Raw genomic sequence first — 22,821 nt, 5'->3', positions numbered from 1 at the left:
TAATTAGCGTCGGCATCGCAGCGTTTTGGAGCGTGAGAGACCTTGGCCGGATCGGCTGAATTCGACCTGTACCGCCCGTCCGAGGAGCACGACATGCTCCGCGACGCCATCCGCTCGCTGGCCGAGGCGAAGATCGCGCCGTACGCCGCCGCGGTGGACGAGGAGGCCCGCTTCCCGCAGGAGGCGCTGGAGGCACTCGTCGCGAACGACCTGCACGCGGTGCACGTCCCCGAGGAGTACGGCGGCGCGGGCGCGGACGCCCTCGCCACCGTGATCGTGATCGAGGAGGTGGCGCGCGCCTGCGTGTCGTCCTCGCTGATCCCCGCCGTGAACAAGCTCGGCTCCCTCCCGGTGATCCTCTCCGGCTCCGAGGAGCTGAAGAAGAAGTACCTGGGTCCGCTCGCCAAGGGCGACGCGATGTTCTCGTACTGCCTGTCCGAGCCCGAGGCGGGCTCGGACGCGGCCGGCATGAAGACCAAGGCGGTCCGCGACGGCGACGACTGGGTCCTCAACGGCGTGAAGCGCTGGATCACCAACGCGGGCGTCTCCGAGTACTACACGGTGATGGCGGTGACCGACCCCGAGAAGCGCTCCAGGGGCATATCGGCCTTCGTCGTCGAGAAGTCCGACCCGGGTGTCTCCTTCGGCGCCCCGGAGAAGAAGCTCGGCATCAAGGGCTCCCCCACCCGCGAGGTCTACTTCGACAACGTCCGCATTCCGGCCGACCGCATGATCGGCGAGGAGGGCACCGGCTTCGCCACGGCGATGCGCACGCTCGACCACACCCGCATCACCATCGCCGCCCAGGCCCTCGGTGTCGCCCAGGGCGCCTTCGACTACGCCAAGGGCTACGTCAAGGAGCGCAAGCAGTTCGGCAAGCCGATCGCCGACTTCCAGGGCATCCAGTTCATGCTCGCCGACATGGCGATGAAGATCGAGGCGGCCCGTCAGCTGACGTACGCGGCCGCGGCCAAGTCGGAGCGCGGCGACAGCGACCTGACCTTCCAGGGCGCCGCCGCCAAGTGCTTCGCCTCGGACGTGGCGATGGAGGTCACCACGGACGCCGTCCAGCTGCTCGGCGGCTACGGCTACACCCGCGACTACCCGGTCGAGCGCATGATGCGCGACGCGAAGATCACCCAGATTTATGAGGGTACGAATCAAGTTCAGAGGGTCGTCATGGCCAGGAACCTGCCCTAGCTGCGTTTTCGCAGATCAGACGCAGTTTTGGGCGCCCCTGACGGGTCGTAGAGACTTCGCTTCTCTTCGGCCCGTTTCGGGCCGTTCCTGCCCCTCATACTGGGGGAATCCTGAGGCGCTACAGGCGCCGATACGTGCTCTGATCAGCCAAAACAAAGAGGCCCCTGGCAGACGCCAGGGGCCTCAGTCATGCTCGGTCAAGCTACGCTGGCTTGCTCTGTCGGATCGTCTGCGCCAGGGGTCAACATCGACGCGATGGCTGCCCTGCCGCGTTGCTCCGCACCTTCGAAGATGTAGTGATAGTGGTCGCGCAGCACGTCAGTGCTGCTGTGCCCCATCCAGTCAGCTACGTCGTTCTCTGGTACGCCCGCGTACAACAGGCGAGAGCCGTAGTAGTGCCGCAGCTCATGGGGCTTGCAGTAGGAGACTCCGCCCTGCTTCAGCGCTTCCGTCCAGATCTTTGGATAGAAGTAGGAGGCGTACAGGTATCCCGAACGGCTGACGTTCGGGAAGAGCAGACTCTCAGGACCCCAAACGCCGTGGTTCTTCAAGTGCCGACGAAGCTCGAAGGCGACGTTAGGCGGTAGCGGCACAGAGCGCCCCGGCTCTTCTTCCTCGCGTGCCTTGATGTGCCGGCGCTGGATGGCACTGTTCTTCCCTGACTCAGACTCGCCATCTTCAGCGATTTGGAAGTCAACGCGTAGCGTCTCGGCCTTGAAGTCGATCTGATCACGAGATACGGCCATGGCCTCCCCGATACGAAGGCCGCAGCCTGCCATGAGCCACAGCATCGCGCGGTAGCGGGCCGGACAGCCTTCCAGGGTTGCCAGAACTTCACGCGTCGTCAGGCGACGCGCCTTCGTCTTCTGCTCCCTGATCTCTCTACTTCGGTTCCCTGCGCCCTTGACGCTCTTACATGGATTGCGGCCGATGATCTCATTGACAACAGCCCATTCCATCATTCCGGAGAAGTAGGAGAACCGTTGCCGTCGCGTACGCGCGGTCAGATTCCTGTCTGTCTCCATCCACAACAGCCATTGCTCAATGTCCGCAACTTTGAGCGAGACGATAGAGCGAGCCTTGAAGAAAGGCTCGATGGTCGTGTTGAGGATCGAGCGATACTGCTTCTTCGTGCTGTTGGTCAGCTTTCGCTGATTCGTCCACTGCTCCCACACTGCCGTGACAGCTTGCTTCCCAAGCTTGTCATCCAGGTACGTACCCGCGTCTAGCTCTTGCTCTTTGCGTTTACGGTGGTCATCCGCACGCTTCTTCGTGTCGAAGCTCTTCTGACGTTGTTTGCCGTCAGGGTCATACCAAAAGGCAGTCCACTTCTTCGGATCGTCTTTCGATCGTGCTACCCAAGCTCGTGCCATTGCCCCTCCCCTTTGCTTCGATCAGTCAGGATTCCTTCTGACGATCTCCAACGCCTTTTCGGTGACCGTTCCGCCAGGCTTCCCAGGCGTAGTCTCCAAAAGCCCTTTCCTACGTGCCTGCGCTAGATGAGTCTTGAGCGTATTCCGCGGCTTATCCAGAAGCTCCGCAATCTCTCCTAGCGGCCCGCGAATCCCGTTCTCAGACAGAACTACGTATTCCATCGCCAGAGCGGCTAGGTACCGCTCTGACAGCCCTTCATCACGCCATTCATAGAGCTTGCTCACGCTCCTACGATGGGCAAGTATCCGATCCTTTTCGGGCAAGTTGGGATTAAGTGATGTTGCCTGAGTAGTAGCCCAAGAAAGATCGATGTTGCGTAGGACTGTCGTAGAGACTCCCCGAGCGACCTCCGCATCTGTGGCTTCCTCGCTCGGGACGATGCGCATCTCTCGCGGCCCACCTGACACGGCGTCTGCCGGCCAGACCATCTCAACGACCCATGCACCTAGCTCTTGCTTGATGACCTGCGGCGTTGTTCCTTCGTCGTTCGCCATGAGACTAGCGTAGCAGTCCGGACGGCACAACCGGTCTGCCGAACCGGTTGACATGAGTGGTTGTAGACGTTCATGATGCTGCTCAAGCGGCCCGCAACGGGCCGAAGCCAACCGAAGGAGGCGCCTACTTGGCAGAGAAGTTGATGTCCGTTGACGACGTGTCCGCGCACCTGGACGTTCCTAAGTCTTGGGTATACGGGGAATGGAAGTCTCAGGGGATCCCATTTAAGAAGATCGGCCAGAAGCTCAAGTGCCGGCGCACAGAGCTTGAGAAGTGGATAGACGCGCAAGAGGCGCGCTAGACAGGAACACAACGAGAGCCGCCAGGGCGGGCACCCTAACCCTTCAGTTGGAGATCAGCGGCCCCGCTGTAGTTCCTCGGTCATCGTGTGGGGGTAACTGCCTTGTATGAAGGCGGAGTTACTGGACATTATGCCGGAGATCGCCGATCGGGAGCGGGCCGAGGAGTTCTCCGATCAGTTGGAGAACCTGCTGGTGGAGGTTGGCGGGATCTTCCCGCGGGCGGATCTGCGGATGCGGGCCGCGCGGTGCATCCGCGGCCTGCTCTCCCCGGTGTCACGCAAGAATGGCTGGCAGCTTGCCGAGTACGGCGGCGACGCCGAGCCGTGGGGGCAGCAGCATCTGCTGGACCGCTCGGTCTGGGACGTCGATGCGCTGCGGGACTTCACCCGACGCTACGTCATCGACCTCGATTGTTCTGCGGCGTGACGGCCTCGCCATGGGCGGCTGTCTGCCCGTTATGTCCCGTGCCGTGTCGGGGTGGGCCGTCGCATGACGCTGCGGGGGCGTCGGGTTCCACGGACCCGAGGGTGGTGCGGGTCTTCTCCTTCCTGGTCCTCGTCGGGGTGGTGACCAGCCGTCAGGGGGCGGCCGGGAGTTCGGTGGTGCGCTGCCAGGCGGTGGCGAACGCGGCCGCCCATGGCCAGGTGCGGTCGAGGTGGAGGGTGCGTCGGCGGGCATGGGCGGTGAGGCGGGCGGGCAGGTGGTACAGCTTCATCCGGATCGTCTCCGGCTCGGCACCGGCCAGCTCCGGCTCGTCATGCAGGAGGAGGAGTCGCATCCAGGCGTCGAGGTCTGCCGCGAGGGCGGCGGCCAGGATCCAGGCGGCGTTGAGCTGCCAGGACTTCGAGGGCAGCAGGGCGAGCCCGACCCGCTTGATTGCTTTCACGCGGTCCTCCACCTCAGCGTGATCGCGATACAAGGCATCGACGAACCACATCTGCCCGGAGGCTGGCACCCCGGAAAGCCCGTGGTGGGCGGGGATGTTGGTGGCGATGATCTGGTAGCGCCAGCCGGTGCGCTTCTCGAAGGCGGTCAGCTTCTTCGCATCCCGGCGCGAGGGTTTTACCCGGCGCACGATCAGCCGCATCCCCTCGGGCCAGCCGGTCAGGTCGCGCACCCCGGTCAGCTCGGCGACCTGGTAAGACAGCCACTCGCCGTCGGGGCCCTTGATCTCGTGCACCTGGCCGTCCTGCCGCAGCGCGCAAGTCCACACCTGCTCGGGCAGCAGCGCGATCGCCCGCTCGTCCGCGGTGTTGATCGCCCAGCCGGTCACCCAGCGCACGCGGCGCCGGCTGGTGGTCAGCGCCTGCAGGTGCTCGAGGAGGGCGTGACTGAAGGCCGCACCGTCGATCCGGATCAGCAGCTTCGACCATATGGGCAGCGGTAGCTGGCGCAGAGCTGCGGCCAGGACGCTCTTGTGGTCGGCGACGTCGTTGGCGGCGGCGTTGCCACACCGCAGTAGCATCGCCGCGCACTCGCGGGTATTGGCCACCCACGCCCCCAGCGGATGATGCCCATAGCTGCCTTTGAACGTGCCGGCCGCCCCCTCCTTTCGGCTGCTGCAGGTCACGATGGTCGCGTCGAGATCCAGGACGTACCAGCCGGCCAGCTCCCGCCCGCACACCGAGATCCAGGGAAAGCCCCCGGGGCGCAGGGCGAGCATCGTCCACACCACGCGTCGTATCGCAGCGCGGACGCGCTCAACCCGCGCCGCCACCGGGCCGTCGATCGCCTCCAGGGCGCGGCGCAGGGTGCTGTCTGAGATCGGGCGCGGGAACAATCGCCGCCAGTGGTGCTGGAGTTGCTCGGCCTCCAGGACGTTGGTGGCGCCGAGCATGATCGCGCAGGCGAGCATGACCAGGGCCTCGCCGCGGTCACGCCAGCCCGGCCCGGTTCCCTGGGGCAGGGCTCGGGCCAGGGCCGTGGTCAGTCCGGTCTTGTCAGCGATCCTGCGCAGGAGCACGACGCCGGCGTGCCCCACGAGGTTGCGGTCGTCGGCCCGCACGCCGAGCCGGTGGTCCCAGCGGGTACTCTTCACCTTCCGGGTGCCTCTTCCCCGCGACGTTCTTGATCTAGGCAATCCAGATCATCGCAGGTGAGAGGCACCCTTCTGCTGTCAAGGCGTCAGTTCCACTTCATAGCTGAATACATGAGGTCAAAGGCTCCTGAGAGCGCGCCTGAGGCGCCCATAGAGGCGATGACAGAGGAAGCCACTCAGATGGCTTCGCAGCCTCTTACGCAGCCGTCTACGGCTGCACCCAAGCCAGCCAAGTCGGCTGCACCCAAGGCTGCATCCGTGACCGTACTTGCATCCGATGAAGACTTGATTGAGAAGGCGACTGCACTTGGAGAGAAGCCGTCTCTGCGACGGCTGCAATCGGAGCTTGGGATTGGTCAGAGGCGCGCTCAGCGCATCCAGGCTGCGTTGGTCGCAGCCTGACTAGAGAACGAATGTCCCCTTGTTCGGGAGCGTCTTGACTAGACCTCGCTCCCGAAGCTCCCGCACTGCCCTCCGCGCCGTTGCCGGCGCTACGCCGTATTGCGCAGCCATGTTGGCGACTCCTGGCAGGCGCGCACCCTTGGGCAGCTTGCCAGAGGAGATCTCCGCGGCAACGGCTTCGGCCACCTGTTCCCACACGTAGCGCGTCGGCTCGTACTCCATGACCAGACCGTAAATCCACCTGTCATGGTCTGCCGATCTAGGTCATGCCGTGCCATGATGTGTATCGGTGCGTATCGGTTACACCAAAGAAGGACCCCCGCGACCTGGCAAGAGGTCCGGGGGCATGGACGACTGGATGGAGTCGACATGGCAGAGATTACAGATACCGCCCCTGTCTGGGGGAGGGCGGCACTGCCGCTTCCGGACGTTGGCGCCTTGAGCGAGGCTCAGCAGCGTGGCGCTTCTTGTGTGTGGTGCGGAATGCACCTCACTGCTGAGACAGCCGTAGATATAGGGGAACGGCGTATCAGGGTTCTGGACAGCCACGTCACCGCATTCCCAAGGGGCTGTCGCCCGTGCGCAAGCAAGGCAGCGCTTCGGGCGCTGCACGACCATGCGCCCTACTGCGAACAGTGCGTAGATGACGCTGGTCGGTGTGAGACAGGCGTGGCGCTCAGGCGCCTCATCAGGGAGGGCCGTAGATGATCTGTGCACGCTGTCTAGATCAGATCGCGGATGATGAGGAACACGAGACGTACGACAACCCTGGCGCATCCGCGGCCGGCTGCACTGTCTTCCTGCACGTCAAGCCCTGCAAGAAGACGCCTCAGCAGACCTATCCCCTTCAGCGCTGGTGGCTTGAGGAGCGCTGGTGAGCTCCGCTGCGCCCTGAGCAAGCGCAGCGGCAAGGGTGGCTGCGACGGCAGAAGTACAGTAGTCACCCTGACTAACCCCCGGTCCCGTGACCGGGGGTTTTGTCGTTTCTCAGGTTCCACGCACAACGTCGATCATGGGGGAATCCTGGGCTGAGGTAGCCACGGGAGTCGTATCCGCTGCTCACGGCCTCAAGCTCCGCTAACCACCCAGATCTACGAGGGCACGAACCAGGTCCAGCGGATCGTCATGGCGCGCAACCTGCCGTAGCGCGCGGCCGGTTGCGGCAACGCGCGGGAGGTTCCGGGGCACCCTCAGGGGTGCCCCTTTCCTTGATACGGCAGGGTGGGGACATGAACGATCCGGCGACAACGGCGGAGCTGCCGTCCTTCCCGTACCACCCGGACCCCCTGGCCACCGGCTCGGTGGTCACCGGGGACACCGAGTGCCTGTGCTGCGGGCTCCGGCGCGGGTATGTGTACGTGGGCCCCGTCTACGCGGTCGCGGACATCCGCGCCGAGCTGTGCCCCTGGTGCATCGCGGACGGCAGCGCGGCGGAGCGCTTCGAGGCGCAGTTCACCGAGGTGACGGGTGAGGCACCGAGGTCGGTGGTCCACACCGTGGAGCGGCGCACCCCGGGCTTCTCCGGCTGGCAGCAGGAGCGCTGGCTGACGCACTGCGGGGACGCGGCGACCTATCTCGGCCGTGCGGGCACCAAGGAGCTCAGGGACCACCCGGACGCCGCGGAGAGCCTCCGCGAGACCCTCGGCGAGACGTTCTTCGCGTCCCTGGACGCCGACGGACAGCCCACCGCGTATCTGTTCCGCTGCCGCACCTGTGCGAAGCACCTGGCGTACGCCGACTTCACCTGACGGCCCGGTGGGGTGCGGATCCGCACCGGTTGCCCGGAACGGATCCGCACCCCACCGACGGCGTGAGTCAGGCGCGGGCCACGGCGCGCGCCCGTCGGTTCAGCGGTCCAGCTCTTCCAGCTTCGCGTTCGAAGGGCTGCGCTTGCCCTGGAGGTCGCGGGCCACGTCCTCGGCCGCGCCCACCACCCGTACCGCGTTCTGCCAGGTCAGCTTGGCCAGGTCGGACGTGGACCAGCCGCGGTCGAGCAGTTCGGCGATCAGGTTCGGGTAACCCGAGACATCGCCGAGTCCGTCCGGAGTGAAGGCCGTGCCGTCGTAGTCGCCACCGATGCCGAGGTGGTCGACGCCCGCCGCCTCGCGCATGTGGTCCAGGTGGTCGGCGACCGTCGAGACCGTGGCGACCGGGCGCGGATGCCGCTCCTCGAAGGCCCGGTGGACCTTCATCGCCTGCGGGGTCGTGTCGAGGTGGTGGAAGCCGTGCGCGCGCATGTTCTCGTCCGCCGCGACCGTCCAGTCGACCGCGCCCTGGAGCACGAACTTCGGCACGAACGTCACCATCGCCACCCCGCCGTTGGCGGGCAGGCGCTCGAGGATGTCGTCGGGGATGTTGCGCGGGTGGTCGCACACCGCGCGGGCGGAGGAGTGCGAGAAGATCACGGGCGAGTCCGTGGTGTCCAGCGCGTCCCGCATCGTCGTCACCGCCACGTGCGAGAGGTCGACCAGCATGCCGAGGCGGTTCATCTCGCGCACGACCTCACGGCCGAAGTTCGAGAGGCCGCCCGCCACCGGCCGGTCGGTCGCCGAGTCCGCCCAGGCGACGTTGTCGTTGTGGGTGAGGGTCATGTACCGCACGCCCAGCTCGTACAGCCCGCGCAGGGTGCCGAGGGAATTCGCGATCGAGTGGCCGCCCTCCGCGCCCATGAGGGACGCTATGCGGCCGTCCGCGCGCGCCGCCTCCATGTCGGCCGCGGTCAGCGCCCGGCGCAGGTCAGACGGATAGCGCTCGGTCAACTGCCGTACGCAGTCGATCTGTTCGAGTGTCGCGGGCACCGGGTCGGGCAGATCGCTGCGCACGTACACCGACCAGAACTGCGCGCCGACCCCGCCCTCGCGAAGCCGCGGCAGGTCGGTGTGCAGGTGCTCGTTCTGGTGGTGGGCGATGTCGCGGGCGGCCAGGTCGTAGCCGACCTGCTCCCGCAGCGCCCACGGCAGGTCGTTGTGCCCGTCGACGACCGGGAACTCACGGAGCAGCTCCCGGGCTGCCTCCAGGGAAGGCGGAGTCATCGCGTCACTTCCCCGAGCCGAAGCCGAAGCCCGCCGATCCCTCGACCTTGGAGCGCAGGCGCTTGCCCTTCTCGACGGCCTGGTCGCGCAGGTCCTGCTGGAAGTCCCGCATCCGCCCGAGGAGTTCCTCGTCGTGCGCGGCCAGGATGCGCGCCGCGAGCAGCCCTGCGTTGCGGGCACCGCCCACCGAGACCGTCGCCACCGGCACACCGGCGGGCATCTGCACGATCGACATCAGCGAGTCCATGCCGTCCAGGTACTTCAGCGGGACGGGGACGCCGATGACGGGCAGCGGGGTGACGGAGGCGAGCATGCCGGGCAGGTGCGCGGCACCGCCGGCCCCCGCGATGATCACCTTCAGACCGCGGTCCGCGGCGTGCTCGCCGTACGTGATCATCTCGCGCGGCATGCGGTGCGCGGAGACGACGTCGACCTCGTACTCGATCTCGAACTCGTCGAGGGCCTTGGCGGCGGCCTCCATGACGGGCCAGTCGGAATCCGACCCCATGACGATGCCAACAACAGGGCTCATTCGGTGATGGTGCCTCTCAGGTAGCCGGCAGCGTGACGGGCGCGCTCCAGCACGTCGTCCAGGTCGTCGCCGTAGGTGTTGACGTGCCCGACCTTGCGACCGGGCTTCACGTCCTTGCCGTACATGTGGATCTTGAGCTGGGGGTCGCGGGCCATGCAGTGCAGGTACGCGGAGTACATGTCGGGGTAGTCGCCGCCCAGCACGTTCACCATCACGGTCCACTTGGCGCGCGGACGCGGGTCGCCGAGCGGCAGATCGAGGACCGCCCGGACGTGGTTGGCGAACTGCGAGGTGATCGAGCCGTCCTGGGTCCAGTGACCCGAGTTGTGCGGGCGCATCGCGAGCTCGTTGACGAGGATGCGGCCGTCGCGGGTCTGGAACAGCTCGACGGCGAGGTGACCGACGACGCCGAGTTCCTTGGCGATCGTCAGCGCCAGTTCCTCGGCCTTGAGCGCCAGCTCGTCCTCGAGGCAGGGAGCCGGAGCGATCACGGTGTCGCAGACCCCGTTGACCTGCTGCGACTCGACCACGGGGTAGGCCACGGCCTGGCCGTGCGGCGACCGTACGACGTTGGCGGCCAGCTCCCGTACGAAGTCGACCTTCTCCTCGGCGAGGACGGGCACACCGGCGCGGAACGGCTCGGCGGCCTCCTCGGCGGACCGCACGACCCACACGCCCTTGCCGTCGTAGCCGCCCCGGACGGTCTTCAGGACCACCGGGAAACCGTCGCCCTCCGCCGCGAAGGCGGCGACGTCCTCCGGATCGCTCACGATCCGGTGGCGCGGGCAGGGCACCCCGATCGCGTCGAGCTTCGCGCGCATCACGCCCTTGTCCTGAGCGTGCACGAGCGCCGCCGGGCCGGGGCGCACGGGGATGCCGTCCGCCTCCAGGGCCCGCAGGTGCTCGGTGGGCACGTGCTCGTGATCGAAGGTGATCACGTCACAGCCCCGCGCGAAGGCCCGCAGCGTCTCCAGGTCGCGGTAGTCGCCGATGACGACGTCATTGACGACCTGCGCCGCGGAGTCCTGAGGGGTGTCACTGAGGAGCTTGAACCTGATGCCGAGCGGGATGCCCGCCTCGTGGGTCATACGAGCGAGCTGGCCACCGCCGACCATGCCGACTACCGGGAATGTCACGCACCCAGGGTATCGGCCGCGCCGTCGCAGCCGGTTTCTGTCCTTTTCGCCCTGTGTGGGCTGTGTGAGGCGACTGGGGACACTGCTGGTGAGAGCTTTCTTTCCGTCCTCATGAACTGGTCCACGGGCAGGGCTCACGGCCGCTGGTTAGCATGGCGGGGTTGACGGAACCGCTCGGCGCAACCTGCCGACCGGCCGATGCGATGGACCGACACGACCGATCAGGACGAGCGACGGGGGCTGGCAACGCGATGGGCAGTGGTTCCACAGGCCTGAAGGTCAAACCTGAGAGCACTGTGCGCCGGCGGTTCGATCAGCTGATGCGCGAGATCGCCAAGTTCGGCGCGGTCGGCGGCGCGGGGTTGCTGGTCAACCTCCTCGTGTTCAACCTGGTGCGGCACATCACCGGTCTCCAGGTGGTCCGAGCCAGCATCGTCGCCACGATCGTCGCGATCATCTTCAACTACATCGGGTTCCGCTACTTCACCTACCGGGACCGGGACAAGAGCGGCCGTACCCGTGAGATGACGCTGTTCCTGGTGTTCAGCGCGGCGGGCCTGGTGATCGAGAACGGCGTGCTGTACGTGGCGACGTACGGGTTCGGCTGGGACAGCCCGCTGCAGAGCAACATCTTCAAGTTCCTCGGCATCGGCCTGGGCACGCTGTTCCGCTTCTGGTCGTACCGCTCCTGGGTCTTCAAGGCGCTGCCGGCCGGTGAGGCCGTGGCCGGAGCGGAGTCGATACTCGAGGCGGCGGAGCGCCAGCGCCGCCACCAGCAGCGCGTCAACCGCTGAACGGGCCATCACCCCACGCACACCCTCACGGGCAAGCCTCCGGCCTCTCGGCCACCCACCGCCTGACCCACCGGGCCACCGACGACGCCACGTCCCCCGGACCGCTTGCCGGGCCTCGCACGCTTCCCGGACCGCCCTGACCCGCGCGTCCCAGCCCCGCTCGGCGTCCCTTCCGAGCCCCGCCAGGCCCTCCGCTACGCACCCTGACCCCGACCCTGTACGGACACCAGCCGGCCCCGCAGATCCCGGCCCATGGCCGCCCGGCCACCCCCGCGCGCAAGCCATCACACCGCCCGCCCAGCGGGCCCCCGTGGCGTATCCGGCACCTGCCGCGGCAATACCGCTCCCCCACCGCCCGTCGGCGCCCCCTACCGGACCGTCGACTCCGTCCCGTCGTCGTCCGTCGGGGGCACCCGAAGCGGCGTGCGGGACAGGAACAGGCCGAAGACCGGTGGCTTGACCTGAAGCATCTCCAGTCGGCCTCCGTCGGCCTCCGCGAGGTCACGGGCGACCGCAAGGCCGATGCCCGTGGAGTTGCGGCCGCTGATCGTGCGCTCGAAGATGCGGGAGCCCAGTTCCGTGGGCACGCCCGGGCCTTCGTCGGTGACCTCCACCACCGCCTGGTTGCCGGTCACGCGGGTGCGCAGGGCGACCGTGCCGCCGCCGTGCATGAGGGAGTTCTCGATCAGCGCGGCCAGCACCTGGGCGACCGCCCCCGGGGTCCCCACCGCCCGCAGATGCCGTTTCCCGGAACTGACGATCGCTCGGCCCGCACTGCGATAGGCGGGGCGCCACTCGGCGAGCTGCTGCTGGATGACCTCGTCGAGGTCGAAGGAGACGGCGGACCCGGTACGCGGGTCCCGGGCGTTGGTGAGCAGCCGTTCCACGACGTCCGTGAGCCGCTCCACCTGGGTGAGCGCGATGGTCGCCTCATCCTTCACCGTGTCCGGGTCGTCGGTGAGGGTGATCTCCTCCAAGCGCATGGAGAGCGCGGTGAGGGGCGTGCGCAGCTGGTGGGAGGCGTCGGCCGCCAGCCGCCGCTCGGCCGTGAGCATGCGCGCGATCCGCTCCGCCGAGGAGTCGAGGACGTCGGCGACCCGGTCCAGCTCGGGGACGCCGTAGCGCTTGTGACGAGGTCGCGGATCACCGGAGCCGAGGCGCTCCGCGGTCTCGGCGAGATCGGTGAGCGGGGAGGCGAGGCGATTGGCCTGACGCACGGCGAGCAGCACCGCGGCGATGATCGCGAGCAGGGCGACCAGGGCGATGATCAGCAGCGTACGGCCGACTTCCCGGGTGACCGCGGAGCGGGGTTCCTCGACGCGGACGGTCTCGCCCTCCTCGCCCTTGGCGGTGGAGTGGATCACGTCACCCGTGGGCTTGACACCGACCTGGATGACAGGCTGGCCGGGAATGTCGATCACCGCGTACCTGTCACCGGTGACCTGGGCCTTGAAGACCGGGGGAGTGACCTTCTCGTCGCCGAGGAGCCGGCTGTCCACGATGCTGGCGAGCCGCAGTGCCTCCGAGTCGACGCGCTCCTGGGCGCTGTTGCTGATCGTCCGGGTCTCGACGATCACGAGGGAGACCCCGAAGACGGCGATGACCACAAGGACGACCGCGAGGGTGGACTGGATGAGACGACGACGCACGGGGCCCTCCGGGCGGTGGCTTTACGACGACCAGTGTGCCTCGGGCACGGTCGGCACCCCGTGGTGGGGAGGCATGCACCGAAGGGCGCGGGGAACCGCGCGACCGGCCGTCGACGGCGCGCGGTCGCACGGTCCGCACCGCACGGACCGTCGCGGTGTGACACGCGTAGCGCCTGCGCGCCGCGGACGCCTTCGGCCGGGCTGCCCGGCAGCGCCTAGTTCTTCTCGAAGCGGAAGCCCACGCCCCGTACCGTCGCGATGTACCGCGGGTTCGCCGCGTCGTCGCCCAGCTTCTTGCGCAGCCAGGAGATGTGCATGTCCAGGGTCTTGGTCGACGACCACCACGTCGTGTCCCAGACCTCGCGCATCAGCTGGTCGCGGGTGACGACCCGGCCCGCGTCCCGGACGAGGACGCGCAGCAGGTCGAACTCCTTGGCGGTCAGCTGCAGCTCCTCGTCGCCCATCCACGCCCGGTGCGACTCGACGTCGATGCGCACCCCGTGCGTGGCCGGCGGCTGCGACGGCTCGCTGGAGCCGCGCCGCAGCAGCGCCCGGACCCGGGCGAGCAGCTCGGCGAGCCGGAAGGGCTTGGTGACGTAGTCGTCGGCGCCCGCGTCGAGGCCGACGACGGTGTCCACCTCGTCGGCACGCGCGGTCAGGATGAGGATCGGCACGGTGTGGCCCTCGGCGCGCAGCCGACGGGCCACCTCCAGGCCGTCCATGCCGGGGAGCCCGAGGTCGAGCACGACAAGGTCGACACCGCCCTGCATGCCGGCGTCGAGCGCGGTGGGTCCGTCTTCGCGCACTTCGACCTCGTAACCCTCCCGGCGCAGGGCACGGGCCAGCGGCTCCGAGATGGACGCGTCGTCCTCGGCGAGCAGTACACGGGTCATGGGGGTGATGGTAGTCCGCCGACGACAGGAGCAGAGGTGTGATCGCAGGTGTGATCACCGCAAGCGGATTCTTACCTTCGGCTGCCATGATGCGCCCGCGCCGTCCGTGATCACGGAGCGGAGTCAGCCTTTTCGTGTCAGAGGCCCGCCCGCCGTGTGCGCCTTGGAATGCTCCTTGCGGTTCCTGCATCACCTGTGATCCGCGTCTCAAGTCCTTTCATGTCCGGCAGTGCGATGACGTATGGTGACCGAAACGCCTGTAGCACCATGAGGGACCTTTGGCGGATACATGACGCTGAAGGTCTTTTTCGCGTGCGGGCTGGTCCCCCTCCAGCCTTCGAAGGAATGACCTGTGGCCGGGCCTCGGCGTGTTGACGCGCGTAGAGGCGTGGATCCCGGTGGTCGACGTCCGCCGCTCCGTGACCTGGAGCGGACACCTCGTGGGCGTGAGGTGGACGACCGATCCCGCCGGTGCCGGCCGCCCCATCGGGCATGCGACCCCCGAGCCTCGGCCTCGATCGAGCAGGGGACCCCACGTGCACGCCCCGACAGCAAGGAACGACCATGGCGTCCAGCCTGACGAAGGACTCGGTCCGCCCGGGCACCCCCGGTTCCGAGAAGACCTTCTTCGGCCACCCCCGCGGACTGGCCACTCTCTTCATGACCGAGATGTGGGAGAGGTTCTCCTACTACGGCATGAGGGCCCTGCTCCCGCTGTACCTGGTCGCCCCCGGCGGCCTGCACCTGAACGCGGCCACCGCGACCGCGATCTACTCGGTGTACGTGTCGCTCGTGTACCTGCTCGCCCTGCCGGGCGGCTGGTTCGCCGACCGCGTCCTCGGCCCGCGCAAGACGGTCGCCGTGGCCGGCTTCGTCATCATGCTGGGCCACCTCACCCTGGCCCTGCCGTCGGCCGGCACGTTCTACGCCGGTCTCGGCCTCGTCGCCATCGGCTCGGGTCTGCTGAAGGCCAACATCTCGACGATGGTCGGCCACCTCTACGAGGGCCCGGACGACGCGCGCCGCGACGGTGGCTTCACGATCTTCTACGTCGGCATCAACCTGGGCGCCTTCGCCGCGCCGCTGGTCATCGGCACCGTCGGTGAGAACGTCAACTGGCACCTGGGCTTCGCGCTCGCCGCGCTCGGCATGGCGCTCGGCCTCGGCCAGTACCTGCTCGGCGGCCGTCACCTGAGCCAGCGCTCGAAGGAGGTCCCGACGCCGCTGACCGCCGCGGAGAAGGCCTCGACGCTGCGCAAGTCGGCGATCTGGGCGGCCATCGCGGTCGTCTTCTACGCGATCGTCGGCTTCTCCGGTGTCTACACGCTGAACTGGCTGCTGGTCCCGATCACCGTCGCCGGTCTGGTCATTCCGATCATGGTGATCGCGCGGATCAAGCGGGACAAGGACCTGGACCGCGTCGAGCAGTCCAAGATGACCGCCTACATCTGGTTCTTCGTGGCCGCCGCCGTGTTCTGGATGATCTACGACCAGGGTGGCTCGACCCTGTCGATCTTCGCCGACTCCTCGGCCAAGAACACGATCTTCGGCTGGGACTTCCCCGTCTCCTGGTACCAGTCGGTCAACCCGGTCATGATCATGGCGCTGGCCCCGGTCTTCGCCTGGATGTGGCTGGCGCTGAACCGGCGCGGCAAGGAGCCGAGCACGGCGGTGAAGTTCGCCTCGGGTCTGGTCCTGATCGGTGCGTCCTTCTTCCTGTTCCTCGCCCCGCTGGGGATCGCCGACGGCGGCCACAAGGCCGCGGCGCTGTGGCTGGTCGCGATCTACTTCGTGCAGACCGTCGGTGAGCTGACGCTGTCCCCGGTCGGCCTCTCCGTCACCACGAAGATGGCCCCGGCGAAGTACGCCTCCCAGATGATGGGTGTCTGGTTCCTGGCCGTCACCGCCGGTGACGCCACGACCGGTCTGCTCTCCATCGCGGGTGTCGACCTGAACACGACGGGCATCGTGACCCTGGAGGCCGCGATCGCCGTGCTCGCGGGTGTCGCGGTGGTGATGTACCGCAAGAAGGTCAAGGAACTCATGGGCGACGTGCACTGATGTCGGTCCCGGCTTCCGGAGGGCCGCCGCACCCATGGGGTGCGGCGGCCCTCCGCCGTTCACCCGGGTCAGCGGGCGCGCCGGGGCAGGAACGTGAAGACCGCCCCGCCCAGCAGGATCGCCGTCCCGGCCACCAGGCCCAGCGCCTTCAGGGCGCCGTGGTCCTCCGCGCCCGTCTGTGCCAGACCGCCCGAGGTTCCCGCGGAGGTCCCTCCGGACGTCGACGTGCCGCCGGACGCCCCGCCCGGCTGCTGCGAGGTGTCGAGGGTCAGCGACACCTCGGTCTTCGTCGGCGTGCAGGTCGTGGTCGTACCGAGGGCCTTGATGGTCAGCACACCGGGCGACAGCGTCGACTGCCCGCTCGCCCCCGGCTTGTAGGTGCCCGTCAGGTCCGGGATCTCGATCGGGTCGCCCGACTTGATGTCGTTCGCGTTCACCGGGCCCTCGACATGGACCGTGCCCTTGTCCGCGCCGCCCAGCACGACCTCCATCGACGGTTTGACCGAGCCCTTGGGGATGTCCGCGGGGCTGTTCATCACCGACTTCTTGAACTGGACCGTGAGAGCGAAGTTCCCGCCGTCCTTCTTGGCGTTGATCTGCACCGGTGACGTGGCGTTCTTGTCGCCGATGGGCGTCTTGCAGGCGTACGGGACCTGGACCTCCTTGCCGGTGAAGTCGCTCTGCCCGCCGGTGCCGGAGTCACCGCCGTTCCCGCCGGTCTCGCTCGCGCTCGCCGTCGGTGTGGAGGTGGACGGGGAGGAGCCGGTGGGCAGGCCGGTCGGCAGGTTTGTCGGCAAGTTCGTCGGCAAGGTGGGGTTGATCGTCGGCTGCCCGCCCGAGCCACCGCCGTCGGTCACCTTGATGGTCGCCGCCGGCTGCACCGTCTCCTTCGGCGTGCACTTGGTGTCGGTCGAGATGGGCTTGCTGACGTTGACGTTGTACGCGTCCGGTGTGAGCGTCACCTCTCCGGCCGCGGTCAGCTTCACCTTGCCCGTCATGTCGGACAGCTTCATGTCGCTGTTCTTCGGGATCGCGGGGTTCGACCGCGGGCCCTCCATCGCGATGTCCGCGGTCTGTGCGCCGCCCGCCTTCAGCGTCCCCGTGGGCTTGACGGTGTCCTTGTCCAGGTCGAGCACATCGGGGTTCCTGGCGGCGGCCTGCACGAACTTCCAGGTGACGGTCACCTCGTCGCCCACCTTCGCCTCGGCGGGCGCCGTCATCTGCACCTTGGTGGTGCCCTCGACCGGCGGCAGGCCCGAGATCGCGGGCGGGATGCACTCGGTCTTGTAGGCCACCTCGGCGGCCTGTGCGGGTGCGGCCGCCACACCGAGCAGGACACCCGCCCCGCCCAGCATCAGCGCCAGACCGGCCGCGCCCGCCCTCCTGTTCCTGCCCCCTGCCGCCAGGGCTCTCCGTTGCGCGCTCACGTGTTTCCCTTCGTCGGGGTCGTCGGACTGTTCTGTTGCGGTGCGGAGAGCCGACCGTTCACCGCGGTACCCGGACCGGTGTCCGGGGTGAACCACGGCAGGGCCGAAGTGCCGGAGGTGGCCGGGGCGGGCGAGGAGACGTCCGGCCCCGGCTTGCGCAGGGTGAGTGGGGGGAGCCGCAGAGTCCGTCGGCCTGCCGTGTGCCTCGCCGTTCCGCGCGGCCTCACCCGGTCCACGACGGCCATGCCGATGCGGAAGACTGCGGCCGGGACGACCAGGCAGAGCAGGATCCAGAAGAGGGTCACGCCCCAGGGGCGGCCGACGCCCCACGGTTGTTCCGCGAGGACCTTGCCGCCGTACTCCAGCGAGACCGTGTAGTCGCCGTGGGCCCCCGCCGACAGCTCCACCGGCAGCTCGATGCGCGCTTTGTGCCCCGGCGCGACGGTGCCGTGCCACTGCTGTTCGTCCCACTGCGGGGCGAACACGCCGTGGGCGGTGCCGACCCGGAAGACGGGGTCCTTGACCGGCGAGGAGCCGACGTTGCCCACGGTGAAGACGAGCGTGCGGGCGGGCGGTGCCCCGAACCAGGTCAGCAGACCGCTGGTGCCGTCCAGGCGGGTGTCCGTCAGCACCGCGAGGCGCCCGGTGGCGGGCTCGGCGGGCAGCGGCTCCACGGGGTGGCCCGCGACCTGGAAGATCGCGTCGACGTCCGCCTTCGCCCCGGTGACGGTGGCGACGTGCACCACACAGGGGCACGGCACAGGGGGCTCGGCCACCGGCAGCTGTCTGCGGAAGGCGCCCTGGGTGTCGGTCGTGACGGCCTTTCCGTCCGCGTTGGCGCAGGAGTTGGTGCCGCCGATCACCCCCCGGGAGGGCACGGACCGCCCGCAGATCAGGATTATCAGCAGGGTCCTGGGCCGCCACCCGCTGCCGCTCACGGTGATCGAACCCCCCGTCCCGGCTTGGGACGCGGACAGTTCGACCGCCGGTTTGTCCGCGCCCCAGGCGGGTGCCGACAGGGGCGCGAGGACGAGCACGAGGGCCGCCACCAGCGCCAGGATCCGCCCCTTCACGTCACCGCTCCCGTCAACTCGGCGTCCGTACGCGTCCGGTCGTCCGTCTCGCGGTCCGCCGGGCGGCGCCCGCGATGCCGTACGACGACACCGGCGCCCAGGGCCGCGAGCAGCCCGGCGGCCGTCCCGGCCAGCGCCCCCCAGGGCACGAACCATGCCGACGCGGACGCCGAACCGGGCGCCGCGCCCGCCGCCGTGACGGTGAGTCGCACCTTCACGGAGTCGAACACCGGGTGGTGCGGCCAGGGTTCGGTGAGCCGGACCCGGTGGCCCGGAGGCAGTTCGAGGGGCAGCGCCCGCGGGGCACGGTCGAGGACCGGGCCGAGGACCCCGTCGGCATGTACCGCGAGCCTCGGGGCGAGCACGGTGGTGCCGCGGTTGACCAGCTCGTACGCGATGCGTCCGCCGTGCACCCGCACGTGCTCGACGGTCACCGCGGACAACGCGGGTCCCCGCACGCGCAGCCGGAGACGGACCGCGGACGTGCGGCCGTCCGCGCTCGCCAGGATCGCGGCCGCATGGTCGCCGGGGGCTGCGTCCGTGGGCACCGTCACCGAGAACGGCACGTCGGCACGGGTGCGGGCGGGGACCGTGACCGAGATCGTGTGCGCGGCGACCCTGCGCCCTCCTGTCGTCCGCGCGAACCTGAGCCACGCTCCGGCCTCCACGGGCCTCGTACGCGCCGTGGAGCCGGTCTGCGTGGTGTCGCCGGCGTCGGCCCCGCTCAGCCGGACGGTCAGCGGCCCGCGGCCCGGATTGAGCACCGACACCGCGTCCTGCAGGACCGATCCCGGCTCCCCCTCCGCGTAGACGTACGGCCGCCCGCCCGCGCCGCCCGTCGCGGGCGCCAGGGACCACCCGCCGTCGGCGCTCGCGCCGGGCGCGAGACCCAGCAGTGCCAGGGCGGCGACGGAGAGGCGGAGGACGTGGCGGAGGTACGGCATCGGCGGCTCCCGGGGCGAAAGGGGGGAGGTGCGCGCAGCGCTTCGCAGGGACGGTGGACGGGTGGGCGGCGGGTACGGGACCGGGGTACGCCTCAGCGGCGTACCGTCTGGTTCCGGCGTGTCAGCCAGAGCACACCGGCCGCACCCGCGAGCAGGACCGTCCCGCCGAAGGTGCCCAGGGCGATCGCGGAGTCCTCGGGGCCGGTCTGCGGAAGCTGCCCGGCTGAGTCCCCGCTCGGGGCCGAGCCCGCGGAGCCACCGCCCGCCGCCGTGACGTCGAGGGTCAGCGACGGCCCCGGATGGCCGGCGGGCGTGCACGTGGTCGTCGTGCCGAGCGCCTTGATGGTGAGCACACCGGCGGTGAAGGTGACCTTGCCGGTCTTCTTCGGGGTGTACGTCCCGCTCAAGTCGTTGATCTTGATCGGGGTGTTGGCCGGGATGGCCGCCTGGTTGGCCGGGCCCGTCACCGACATGGTGCCGCTCTCGGCGCCGCCCAGATCGATGGTCGCGCTCGGGTTCATCGCGCCCTTGCCCAGTTCGACCGGGCTGGAGGAGACGCCCTTCTGCCAGGACATCGTGATCCTGTAGGCGCTGCCGTTCTTGACGCCCTTGATGTCGATGGGCGAGACGGCGCTCTTGGCGCCGATCGGCGTCTTGCACTGGTAGTTGACGTCGACGACCTCGGCCCGGGCCACGGGGGCGGTCAGCAGCACCGCCGAGCCGGCCAGGGCAGCGGCGGACGCGCCCGCGACGGTTCGCTTGTGGTACGACACGGTCCCCTCATTCCTGACGGCACATCAGATCGGCCGTCAAGGTACGCCCGGGGCCCTGCAGAGGGAAGACACAGTGCGCACCGGATCCATGGCGATCCGGTGTGCGGGAAGTGATGTCGGGAGTGATGTGCGAAGGAGGGTTCGAACTGCGGTGACCGACGGTAGCGCTAGGCGGGAGCGCCGAGCTCCGCCCACACTCTCTTGCCCGCGACCCCCGGCGAACGCACGACCCCCCAGTCGAGGCAGAGCCGCTGCACGATGAACATCCCGTGCCCTCCGGGGCGGCCGGCGCGATGCGGGGTGCGCGGTGTGGGCTGGCCCGCACCGCGGTCGGAGACCTCGATGCGCAGCACCTTCCTGTCACACGAGATCCACAGCTCCTCCGGCCCCTCGGCGTGCAGACACGCGTTGGTGACGAGCTCGGAGACGACGAGGAGCACATCCTCGGCCGCGGCACGCTGGTCGGCGCTGCCGGCGGGCAGCCAGCCCCATGCGTAGAGCGCCTGGCGGGTGAAGTCGCGGGCAAGCGGGACGACGCCGCTCTCTCCCTCGAAGCTCATCCTGCGCATCTGCCGGCCCGGGGGTGACGCCCCCTCCTCGGGTGTGCCCGAGGAGGCGCCCCCGGCGGACGGACCCTGCGCGGGCGTTCCGGAAGCGTCGCTGGGCTCGGGGCCGCGGTCGCCCGGCGAGTAGGGCCGGGTGGTGCTCATCAGCGCTTCACCTCACCGATTCACCAGTTCACGATTCAAGACTCAGTACGGGGCCGACGGGGGTCACCGCCGGTAGTTGCTTGCGCTGTTCGTACGGGGGCTCTCCTTGTGCGGCTTTCGCCCTGGCTGCCGACATATTCAGCATGTCTCCTGCCCGACCGGGCCGCTGGAACACCCATGGATTCGGCCGGGAAACTGTGACGCGCGTAACGCACCGGTCACACAGTGACATCTGGGCCCCCCGACCCGCTCTACTCGGCCAGAGCCGCGTCCAGCGTGTCGTGGACGGCGAAGACGGCGTCCGCCCCGGTGATCTCGAAGACCCGGGCCACGACGGGCAGCATTCCCGCCAGATGGACACCGCCGCCCGCGGCCTCGGCCTTCAGCCGGGCGGCGAGCAGCACGTTCAGCCCGGTGGAGTCACAGAACTCCAGCCGTGAACAGTCCACGACAAGGCGCGCGAACCCCTTCGCGAGGCAGTCCTCGAGTGGCTCGCGCAGCAGATCGGCGGTGTGGTGATCCAGCTCACCCGCCGGGGTCACGACGGCGCTCGTGCCCTCCTGCCGCACCTCGACCAGAAGCCGGCCCGACTGTGCGCTGCCGACCGTCCCGCGGTCCATGCCGTCTCTCTCCCGACCTTCGTGCCTGTTGGTGGACGCTCTCGAACACTACGCCTTCCATACGGCTCTCAACACCCGAACAACCCTTCCAATTCGGACATTTCACCACAGAAAGCACTTGCGGTCGACTCGCGAAAGCAGGTAGGGCTAGGAGGACAGCCATTCGACACGGCCGGCTTCGGAGGCGCCGCACACCGCAGTGCAGTAGTTGGCATCGGCAGCCATATGCCGAGAACGATGGAGGACATCATGTCACCCCGGCTCGACGCATCGCAGACCCAGAGGGCGACGTCGACAACCCCCCTGGAACGACCGGATCACGACGGCACCCATGACCTCGCCCGCTTCGACGGTCTCTCCGAGCCCGACGGCCTGTACGGCCTCCCGGAGATCCCCCCGTACGACGAGGTGGGAGCGGTGGACGCGCGGGCCCTTTCCAAGACGCTCTTCGAACGGCTGGAGTCGCTCGAAGAAGGCACGCACGAATATTCGTACGTACGCAACACGCTCGTCGAACTGAACCTGGCCCTGGTGAAGTTCGCCGCCTCCCGCTTCCGCACGCGCAGCGAGCCGATGGAGGACATCATCCAGGTCGGCACGATCGGCCTGATCAAGGCCATCGACCGCTTCGAACTCAGCCGCGGTGTGGAGTTCCCCACCTTCGCGATGCCGACGATCATCGGCGAGATCAAGCGCTTCTTCCGCGACACCTCGTGGTCGGTGCGGGTCCCGCGCCGGCTCCAGGAACTCCGCCTCGACCTGGCCAAGGCCAGCGACGAACTCGCCCAGAAGCTCGATCGCGCACCCACGGTGACCGAGCTGGCGGAGCGCCTCGGCATCTCGAACGACGAGGTCGTCGAGGGCATGGCGGCCTCCAACGCCTACACCGCGAGCTCCCTCGACGCCCAGCCCGAGGAGGACGACTCCGAAGGCGCGCTCTCGGACCGCATCGGCTACGAGGACAACGGGCTCGAGGGCATCGAGTACATCGAGTCGCTGAAGCCGCTGATCGCCGAACTCACGCCGCGCGACCGCAAGATCCTGTCTCTGCGCTTCGTCGCCAACATGACGCAGTCGGAGATCGGCGAGGAACTCGGCATCTCGCAGATGCATGTGTCCCGTCTGCTGACCCGAACCCTGGGACGGCTGCGGAAGGGTCTCACGGTCGAGGAGTGACGGCCCACCTGATGTGATGTCTCCGTCCGGCGCCCCAATCGGCGCCGGACGGACGCATGTTGAGGACCCGCCAGGACATCCCCGGACGCATGTCACGGACTCACTTCCACCTCTTGGTTACCAGGGGAAA

At 68.5% G+C, this 22,821-nt stretch carries 23 protein-coding genes; 8 read left to right on the top strand and 15 right to left on the bottom strand.

What is annotated here, in order from left to right; genetic code table 11:
• The first annotated feature begins 42 nt into the window (after positions 1-42).
• Entirely contained in the window at positions 43-1,200 is a 1,158-nt protein-coding gene (locus ACQEXA_RS34035; RefSeq protein WP_433131923.1) for an acyl-CoA dehydrogenase, read from the top strand.
• 197 nt (positions 1,201-1,397) lie between these two features.
• On the opposite strand, the gene ACQEXA_RS34030 is transcribed toward ACQEXA_RS34035, so the two are convergent.
• Positions 1,398-2,573 (bottom strand): tyrosine-type recombinase/integrase, encoded by a 1,176-nt coding sequence (locus tag ACQEXA_RS34030; protein ID WP_433131922.1) that lies wholly within the window; start codon positions 2,571-2,573, stop codon positions 1,398-1,400.
• Between the two features lie 21 nt (positions 2,574-2,594).
• Positions 2,595-3,128 (bottom strand): hypothetical protein, encoded by a 534-nt coding sequence (locus ACQEXA_RS34025; RefSeq protein ID WP_433131920.1) that lies wholly within the window; start codon positions 3,126-3,128, stop codon positions 2,595-2,597.
• A 143-nt stretch (positions 3,129-3,271) separates the two neighbouring features.
• Between ACQEXA_RS34025 and ACQEXA_RS34020 the strand changes: the two genes are divergently transcribed.
• Together ACQEXA_RS34020 and ACQEXA_RS34015 are read left to right on the top strand one after the other, a co-directional pair.
• Positions 3,272-3,430, top strand: coding sequence for a helix-turn-helix domain-containing protein (locus ACQEXA_RS34020; protein WP_433134681.1), 159 nt, complete (start codon positions 3,272-3,274; stop codon positions 3,428-3,430).
• A 106-nt stretch (positions 3,431-3,536) separates the two neighbouring features.
• Positions 3,537-3,857, top strand: coding sequence for a hypothetical protein (locus ACQEXA_RS34015; RefSeq protein ID WP_433131918.1), 321 nt, complete (start codon positions 3,537-3,539; stop codon positions 3,855-3,857).
• Positions 3,858-4,008: 151 nt separating this feature from the next.
• On the opposite strand, the gene ACQEXA_RS34010 is transcribed toward ACQEXA_RS34015, so the two are convergent.
• Both ACQEXA_RS34010 and ACQEXA_RS34005 read right to left on the bottom strand, forming a co-directional pair.
• The gene (locus tag ACQEXA_RS34010) at positions 4,009-5,469 is read right to left on the bottom strand and encodes an IS1380 family transposase (protein ID WP_432926072.1); all 1,461 of its coding nucleotides are present in this window, start codon (positions 5,467-5,469) and stop codon (positions 4,009-4,011) included.
• Between the two features lie 402 nt (positions 5,470-5,871).
• Entirely contained in the window at positions 5,872-6,093 is a 222-nt protein-coding gene (locus ACQEXA_RS34005) for a GntR family transcriptional regulator (RefSeq protein WP_433131916.1), read from the bottom strand.
• Between the two features lie 482 nt (positions 6,094-6,575).
• Between ACQEXA_RS34005 and ACQEXA_RS34000 the strand changes: the two genes are divergently transcribed.
• Positions 6,576-6,749 (top strand): hypothetical protein, encoded by a 174-nt coding sequence (locus ACQEXA_RS34000; protein WP_433131914.1) that lies wholly within the window; start codon positions 6,576-6,578, stop codon positions 6,747-6,749.
• Positions 6,750-7,100: 351 nt separating this feature from the next.
• On the top strand, positions 7,101-7,619 hold the full coding sequence (locus ACQEXA_RS33995) for a CbrC family protein (RefSeq protein WP_359403450.1): 519 nt from the start codon (positions 7,101-7,103) through the stop codon (positions 7,617-7,619).
• Positions 7,620-7,718: 99 nt separating this feature from the next.
• Here the strand turns inward: ACQEXA_RS33995 and ACQEXA_RS33990 are convergent, their stop codons facing one another.
• The 3 genes from ACQEXA_RS33990 to ACQEXA_RS33980 are packed head-to-tail and all read right to left on the bottom strand — an operon-like array spanning position 7,719 to position 10,571.
• Complete coding sequence (locus ACQEXA_RS33990) at positions 7,719-8,903, bottom strand: dipeptidase (RefSeq protein ID WP_359403453.1); 1,185 nt, start codon at positions 8,901-8,903, stop codon at positions 7,719-7,721.
• A 4-nt stretch (positions 8,904-8,907) separates the two neighbouring features.
• Positions 8,908-9,435, bottom strand: coding sequence for a 5-(carboxyamino)imidazole ribonucleotide mutase (gene purE / locus ACQEXA_RS33985; RefSeq protein ID WP_432928442.1), 528 nt, complete (start codon positions 9,433-9,435; stop codon positions 8,908-8,910).
• On the bottom strand, positions 9,432-10,571 hold the full coding sequence (locus tag ACQEXA_RS33980) for a 5-(carboxyamino)imidazole ribonucleotide synthase (protein WP_432928444.1): 1,140 nt from the start codon (positions 10,569-10,571) through the stop codon (positions 9,432-9,434). Before ACQEXA_RS33980 ends, purE begins: the two co-directional genes overlap by 4 nt.
• A gap of 251 nt (positions 10,572-10,822) precedes the next feature.
• On the opposite strand from ACQEXA_RS33980, the gene ACQEXA_RS33975 reads away from it, so the two are divergent.
• Positions 10,823-11,365, top strand: coding sequence for a GtrA family protein (locus tag ACQEXA_RS33975; RefSeq protein WP_432928446.1), 543 nt, complete (start codon positions 10,823-10,825; stop codon positions 11,363-11,365).
• 368 nt (positions 11,366-11,733) lie between these two features.
• Here ACQEXA_RS33975 and ACQEXA_RS33970 read toward each other — a convergent pair whose 3' ends face one another.
• Both ACQEXA_RS33970 and ACQEXA_RS33965 read right to left on the bottom strand, forming a co-directional pair.
• Positions 11,734-13,014, bottom strand: a complete 1,281-nt coding sequence (locus tag ACQEXA_RS33970) for an ATP-binding protein (RefSeq protein ID WP_432928448.1) — start codon at positions 13,012-13,014, stop codon at positions 11,734-11,736.
• A 215-nt stretch (positions 13,015-13,229) separates the two neighbouring features.
• Complete coding sequence (locus ACQEXA_RS33965; protein WP_359403468.1) at positions 13,230-13,907, bottom strand: response regulator transcription factor; 678 nt, start codon at positions 13,905-13,907, stop codon at positions 13,230-13,232.
• A gap of 564 nt (positions 13,908-14,471) precedes the next feature.
• Between ACQEXA_RS33965 and ACQEXA_RS33960 the strand changes: the two genes are divergently transcribed.
• On the top strand, positions 14,472-15,968 hold the full coding sequence (locus ACQEXA_RS33960) for an oligopeptide:H+ symporter (protein ID WP_432928450.1): 1,497 nt from the start codon (positions 14,472-14,474) through the stop codon (positions 15,966-15,968).
• A 68-nt stretch (positions 15,969-16,036) separates the two neighbouring features.
• Here ACQEXA_RS33960 and ACQEXA_RS33955 read toward each other — a convergent pair whose 3' ends face one another.
• From ACQEXA_RS33955 to ACQEXA_RS33930, 6 genes are all read right to left on the bottom strand, one after another.
• Positions 16,037-17,323, bottom strand: coding sequence for a hypothetical protein (locus ACQEXA_RS33955; RefSeq protein ID WP_432939219.1), 1,287 nt, complete (start codon positions 17,321-17,323; stop codon positions 16,037-16,039).
• A gap of 68 nt (positions 17,324-17,391) precedes the next feature.
• A complete protein-coding gene (locus ACQEXA_RS33950; RefSeq protein ID WP_432928452.1) occupies positions 17,392-18,468 on the bottom strand; it encodes a hypothetical protein in 1,077 nt (358 codons plus the stop codon).
• Positions 18,465-19,412 (bottom strand): hypothetical protein, encoded by a 948-nt coding sequence (locus tag ACQEXA_RS33945; protein ID WP_432928454.1) that lies wholly within the window; start codon positions 19,410-19,412, stop codon positions 18,465-18,467. The genes ACQEXA_RS33950 and ACQEXA_RS33945 overlap by 4 nt, the downstream gene beginning before the upstream one ends.
• A gap of 92 nt (positions 19,413-19,504) precedes the next feature.
• Positions 19,505-20,185, bottom strand: coding sequence for an LPXTG cell wall anchor domain-containing protein (locus tag ACQEXA_RS33940; protein ID WP_433131912.1), 681 nt, complete (start codon positions 20,183-20,185; stop codon positions 19,505-19,507).
• A gap of 167 nt (positions 20,186-20,352) precedes the next feature.
• Positions 20,353-20,895, bottom strand: a complete 543-nt coding sequence (locus tag ACQEXA_RS33935) for an ATP-binding protein (RefSeq protein ID WP_432928458.1) — start codon at positions 20,893-20,895, stop codon at positions 20,353-20,355.
• A gap of 251 nt (positions 20,896-21,146) precedes the next feature.
• A complete protein-coding gene (locus ACQEXA_RS33930; protein ID WP_432928460.1) occupies positions 21,147-21,515 on the bottom strand; it encodes an STAS domain-containing protein in 369 nt (122 codons plus the stop codon).
• 237 nt (positions 21,516-21,752) lie between these two features.
• On the opposite strand from ACQEXA_RS33930, the gene ACQEXA_RS33925 reads away from it, so the two are divergent.
• Positions 21,753-22,691, top strand: coding sequence for an RNA polymerase sigma factor SigF (locus ACQEXA_RS33925; RefSeq protein WP_432928462.1), 939 nt, complete (start codon positions 21,753-21,755; stop codon positions 22,689-22,691).
• The last annotated feature ends 130 nt before the right edge of the window (positions 22,692-22,821 follow it).

It is taken from the genome of Streptomyces sp. CA-106110, assembly GCF_050936285.1.
Lineage (GTDB): Bacteria > Actinomycetota > Actinomycetes > Streptomycetales > Streptomycetaceae > Streptomyces.
This window is presented reverse-complemented; position numbering and strand designations above follow the sequence as displayed.

What these genes read in the sequence shown, in the direction of transcription:
- ACQEXA_RS34025 (WP_433131920.1), bottom strand. Translation starts at nt 3,128, where the DNA reads ATGGCGAACGACGAAGGAACAACGCCGCAGGTCATCAAGCAAGAGCTA.
- purE (WP_432928442.1), bottom strand. Translation starts at nt 9,435, where the DNA reads ATGAGCCCTGTTGTTGGCATCGTCATGGGGTCGGATTCCGACTGGCCC.
- ACQEXA_RS33935 (WP_432928458.1), bottom strand. Translation starts at nt 20,895, where the DNA reads ATGAGCACCACCCGGCCCTACTCGCCGGGCGACCGCGGCCCCGAGCCC.
- ACQEXA_RS34015 (WP_433131918.1), top strand. Translation starts at nt 3,537, where the DNA reads ATGAAGGCGGAGTTACTGGACATTATGCCGGAGATCGCCGATCGGGAG.
- ACQEXA_RS34000 (WP_433131914.1), top strand. Translation starts at nt 6,576, where the DNA reads ATGATCTGTGCACGCTGTCTAGATCAGATCGCGGATGATGAGGAACAC.
- ACQEXA_RS33990 (WP_359403453.1), bottom strand. Translation starts at nt 8,903, where the DNA reads ATGACTCCGCCTTCCCTGGAGGCAGCCCGGGAGCTGCTCCGTGAGTTC.
- ACQEXA_RS33995 (WP_359403450.1), top strand. Translation starts at nt 7,101, where the DNA reads ATGAACGATCCGGCGACAACGGCGGAGCTGCCGTCCTTCCCGTACCAC.
- ACQEXA_RS33945 (WP_432928454.1), bottom strand. Translation starts at nt 19,412, where the DNA reads ATGCCGTACCTCCGCCACGTCCTCCGCCTCTCCGTCGCCGCCCTGGCA.
- ACQEXA_RS33930 (WP_432928460.1), bottom strand. Translation starts at nt 21,515, where the DNA reads ATGGACCGCGGGACGGTCGGCAGCGCACAGTCGGGCCGGCTTCTGGTC.
- ACQEXA_RS34005 (WP_433131916.1), bottom strand. Translation starts at nt 6,093, where the DNA reads ATGGAGTACGAGCCGACGCGCTACGTGTGGGAACAGGTGGCCGAAGCC.
- ACQEXA_RS33955 (WP_432939219.1), bottom strand. Translation starts at nt 17,323, where the DNA reads ATGCTGGGCGGGGCGGGTGTCCTGCTCGGTGTGGCGGCCGCACCCGCA.
- ACQEXA_RS33960 (WP_432928450.1), top strand. Translation starts at nt 14,472, where the DNA reads ATGGCGTCCAGCCTGACGAAGGACTCGGTCCGCCCGGGCACCCCCGGT.
- ACQEXA_RS34020 (WP_433134681.1), top strand. Translation starts at nt 3,272, where the DNA reads ATGTCCGTTGACGACGTGTCCGCGCACCTGGACGTTCCTAAGTCTTGG.
- ACQEXA_RS33925 (WP_432928462.1), top strand. Translation starts at nt 21,753, where the DNA reads ATGGAGGACATCATGTCACCCCGGCTCGACGCATCGCAGACCCAGAGG.
- ACQEXA_RS33975 (WP_432928446.1), top strand. Translation starts at nt 10,823, where the DNA reads ATGGGCAGTGGTTCCACAGGCCTGAAGGTCAAACCTGAGAGCACTGTG.
- ACQEXA_RS34030 (WP_433131922.1), bottom strand. Translation starts at nt 2,573, where the DNA reads ATGGCACGAGCTTGGGTAGCACGATCGAAAGACGATCCGAAGAAGTGG.
- ACQEXA_RS33965 (WP_359403468.1), bottom strand. Translation starts at nt 13,907, where the DNA reads ATGACCCGTGTACTGCTCGCCGAGGACGACGCGTCCATCTCGGAGCCG.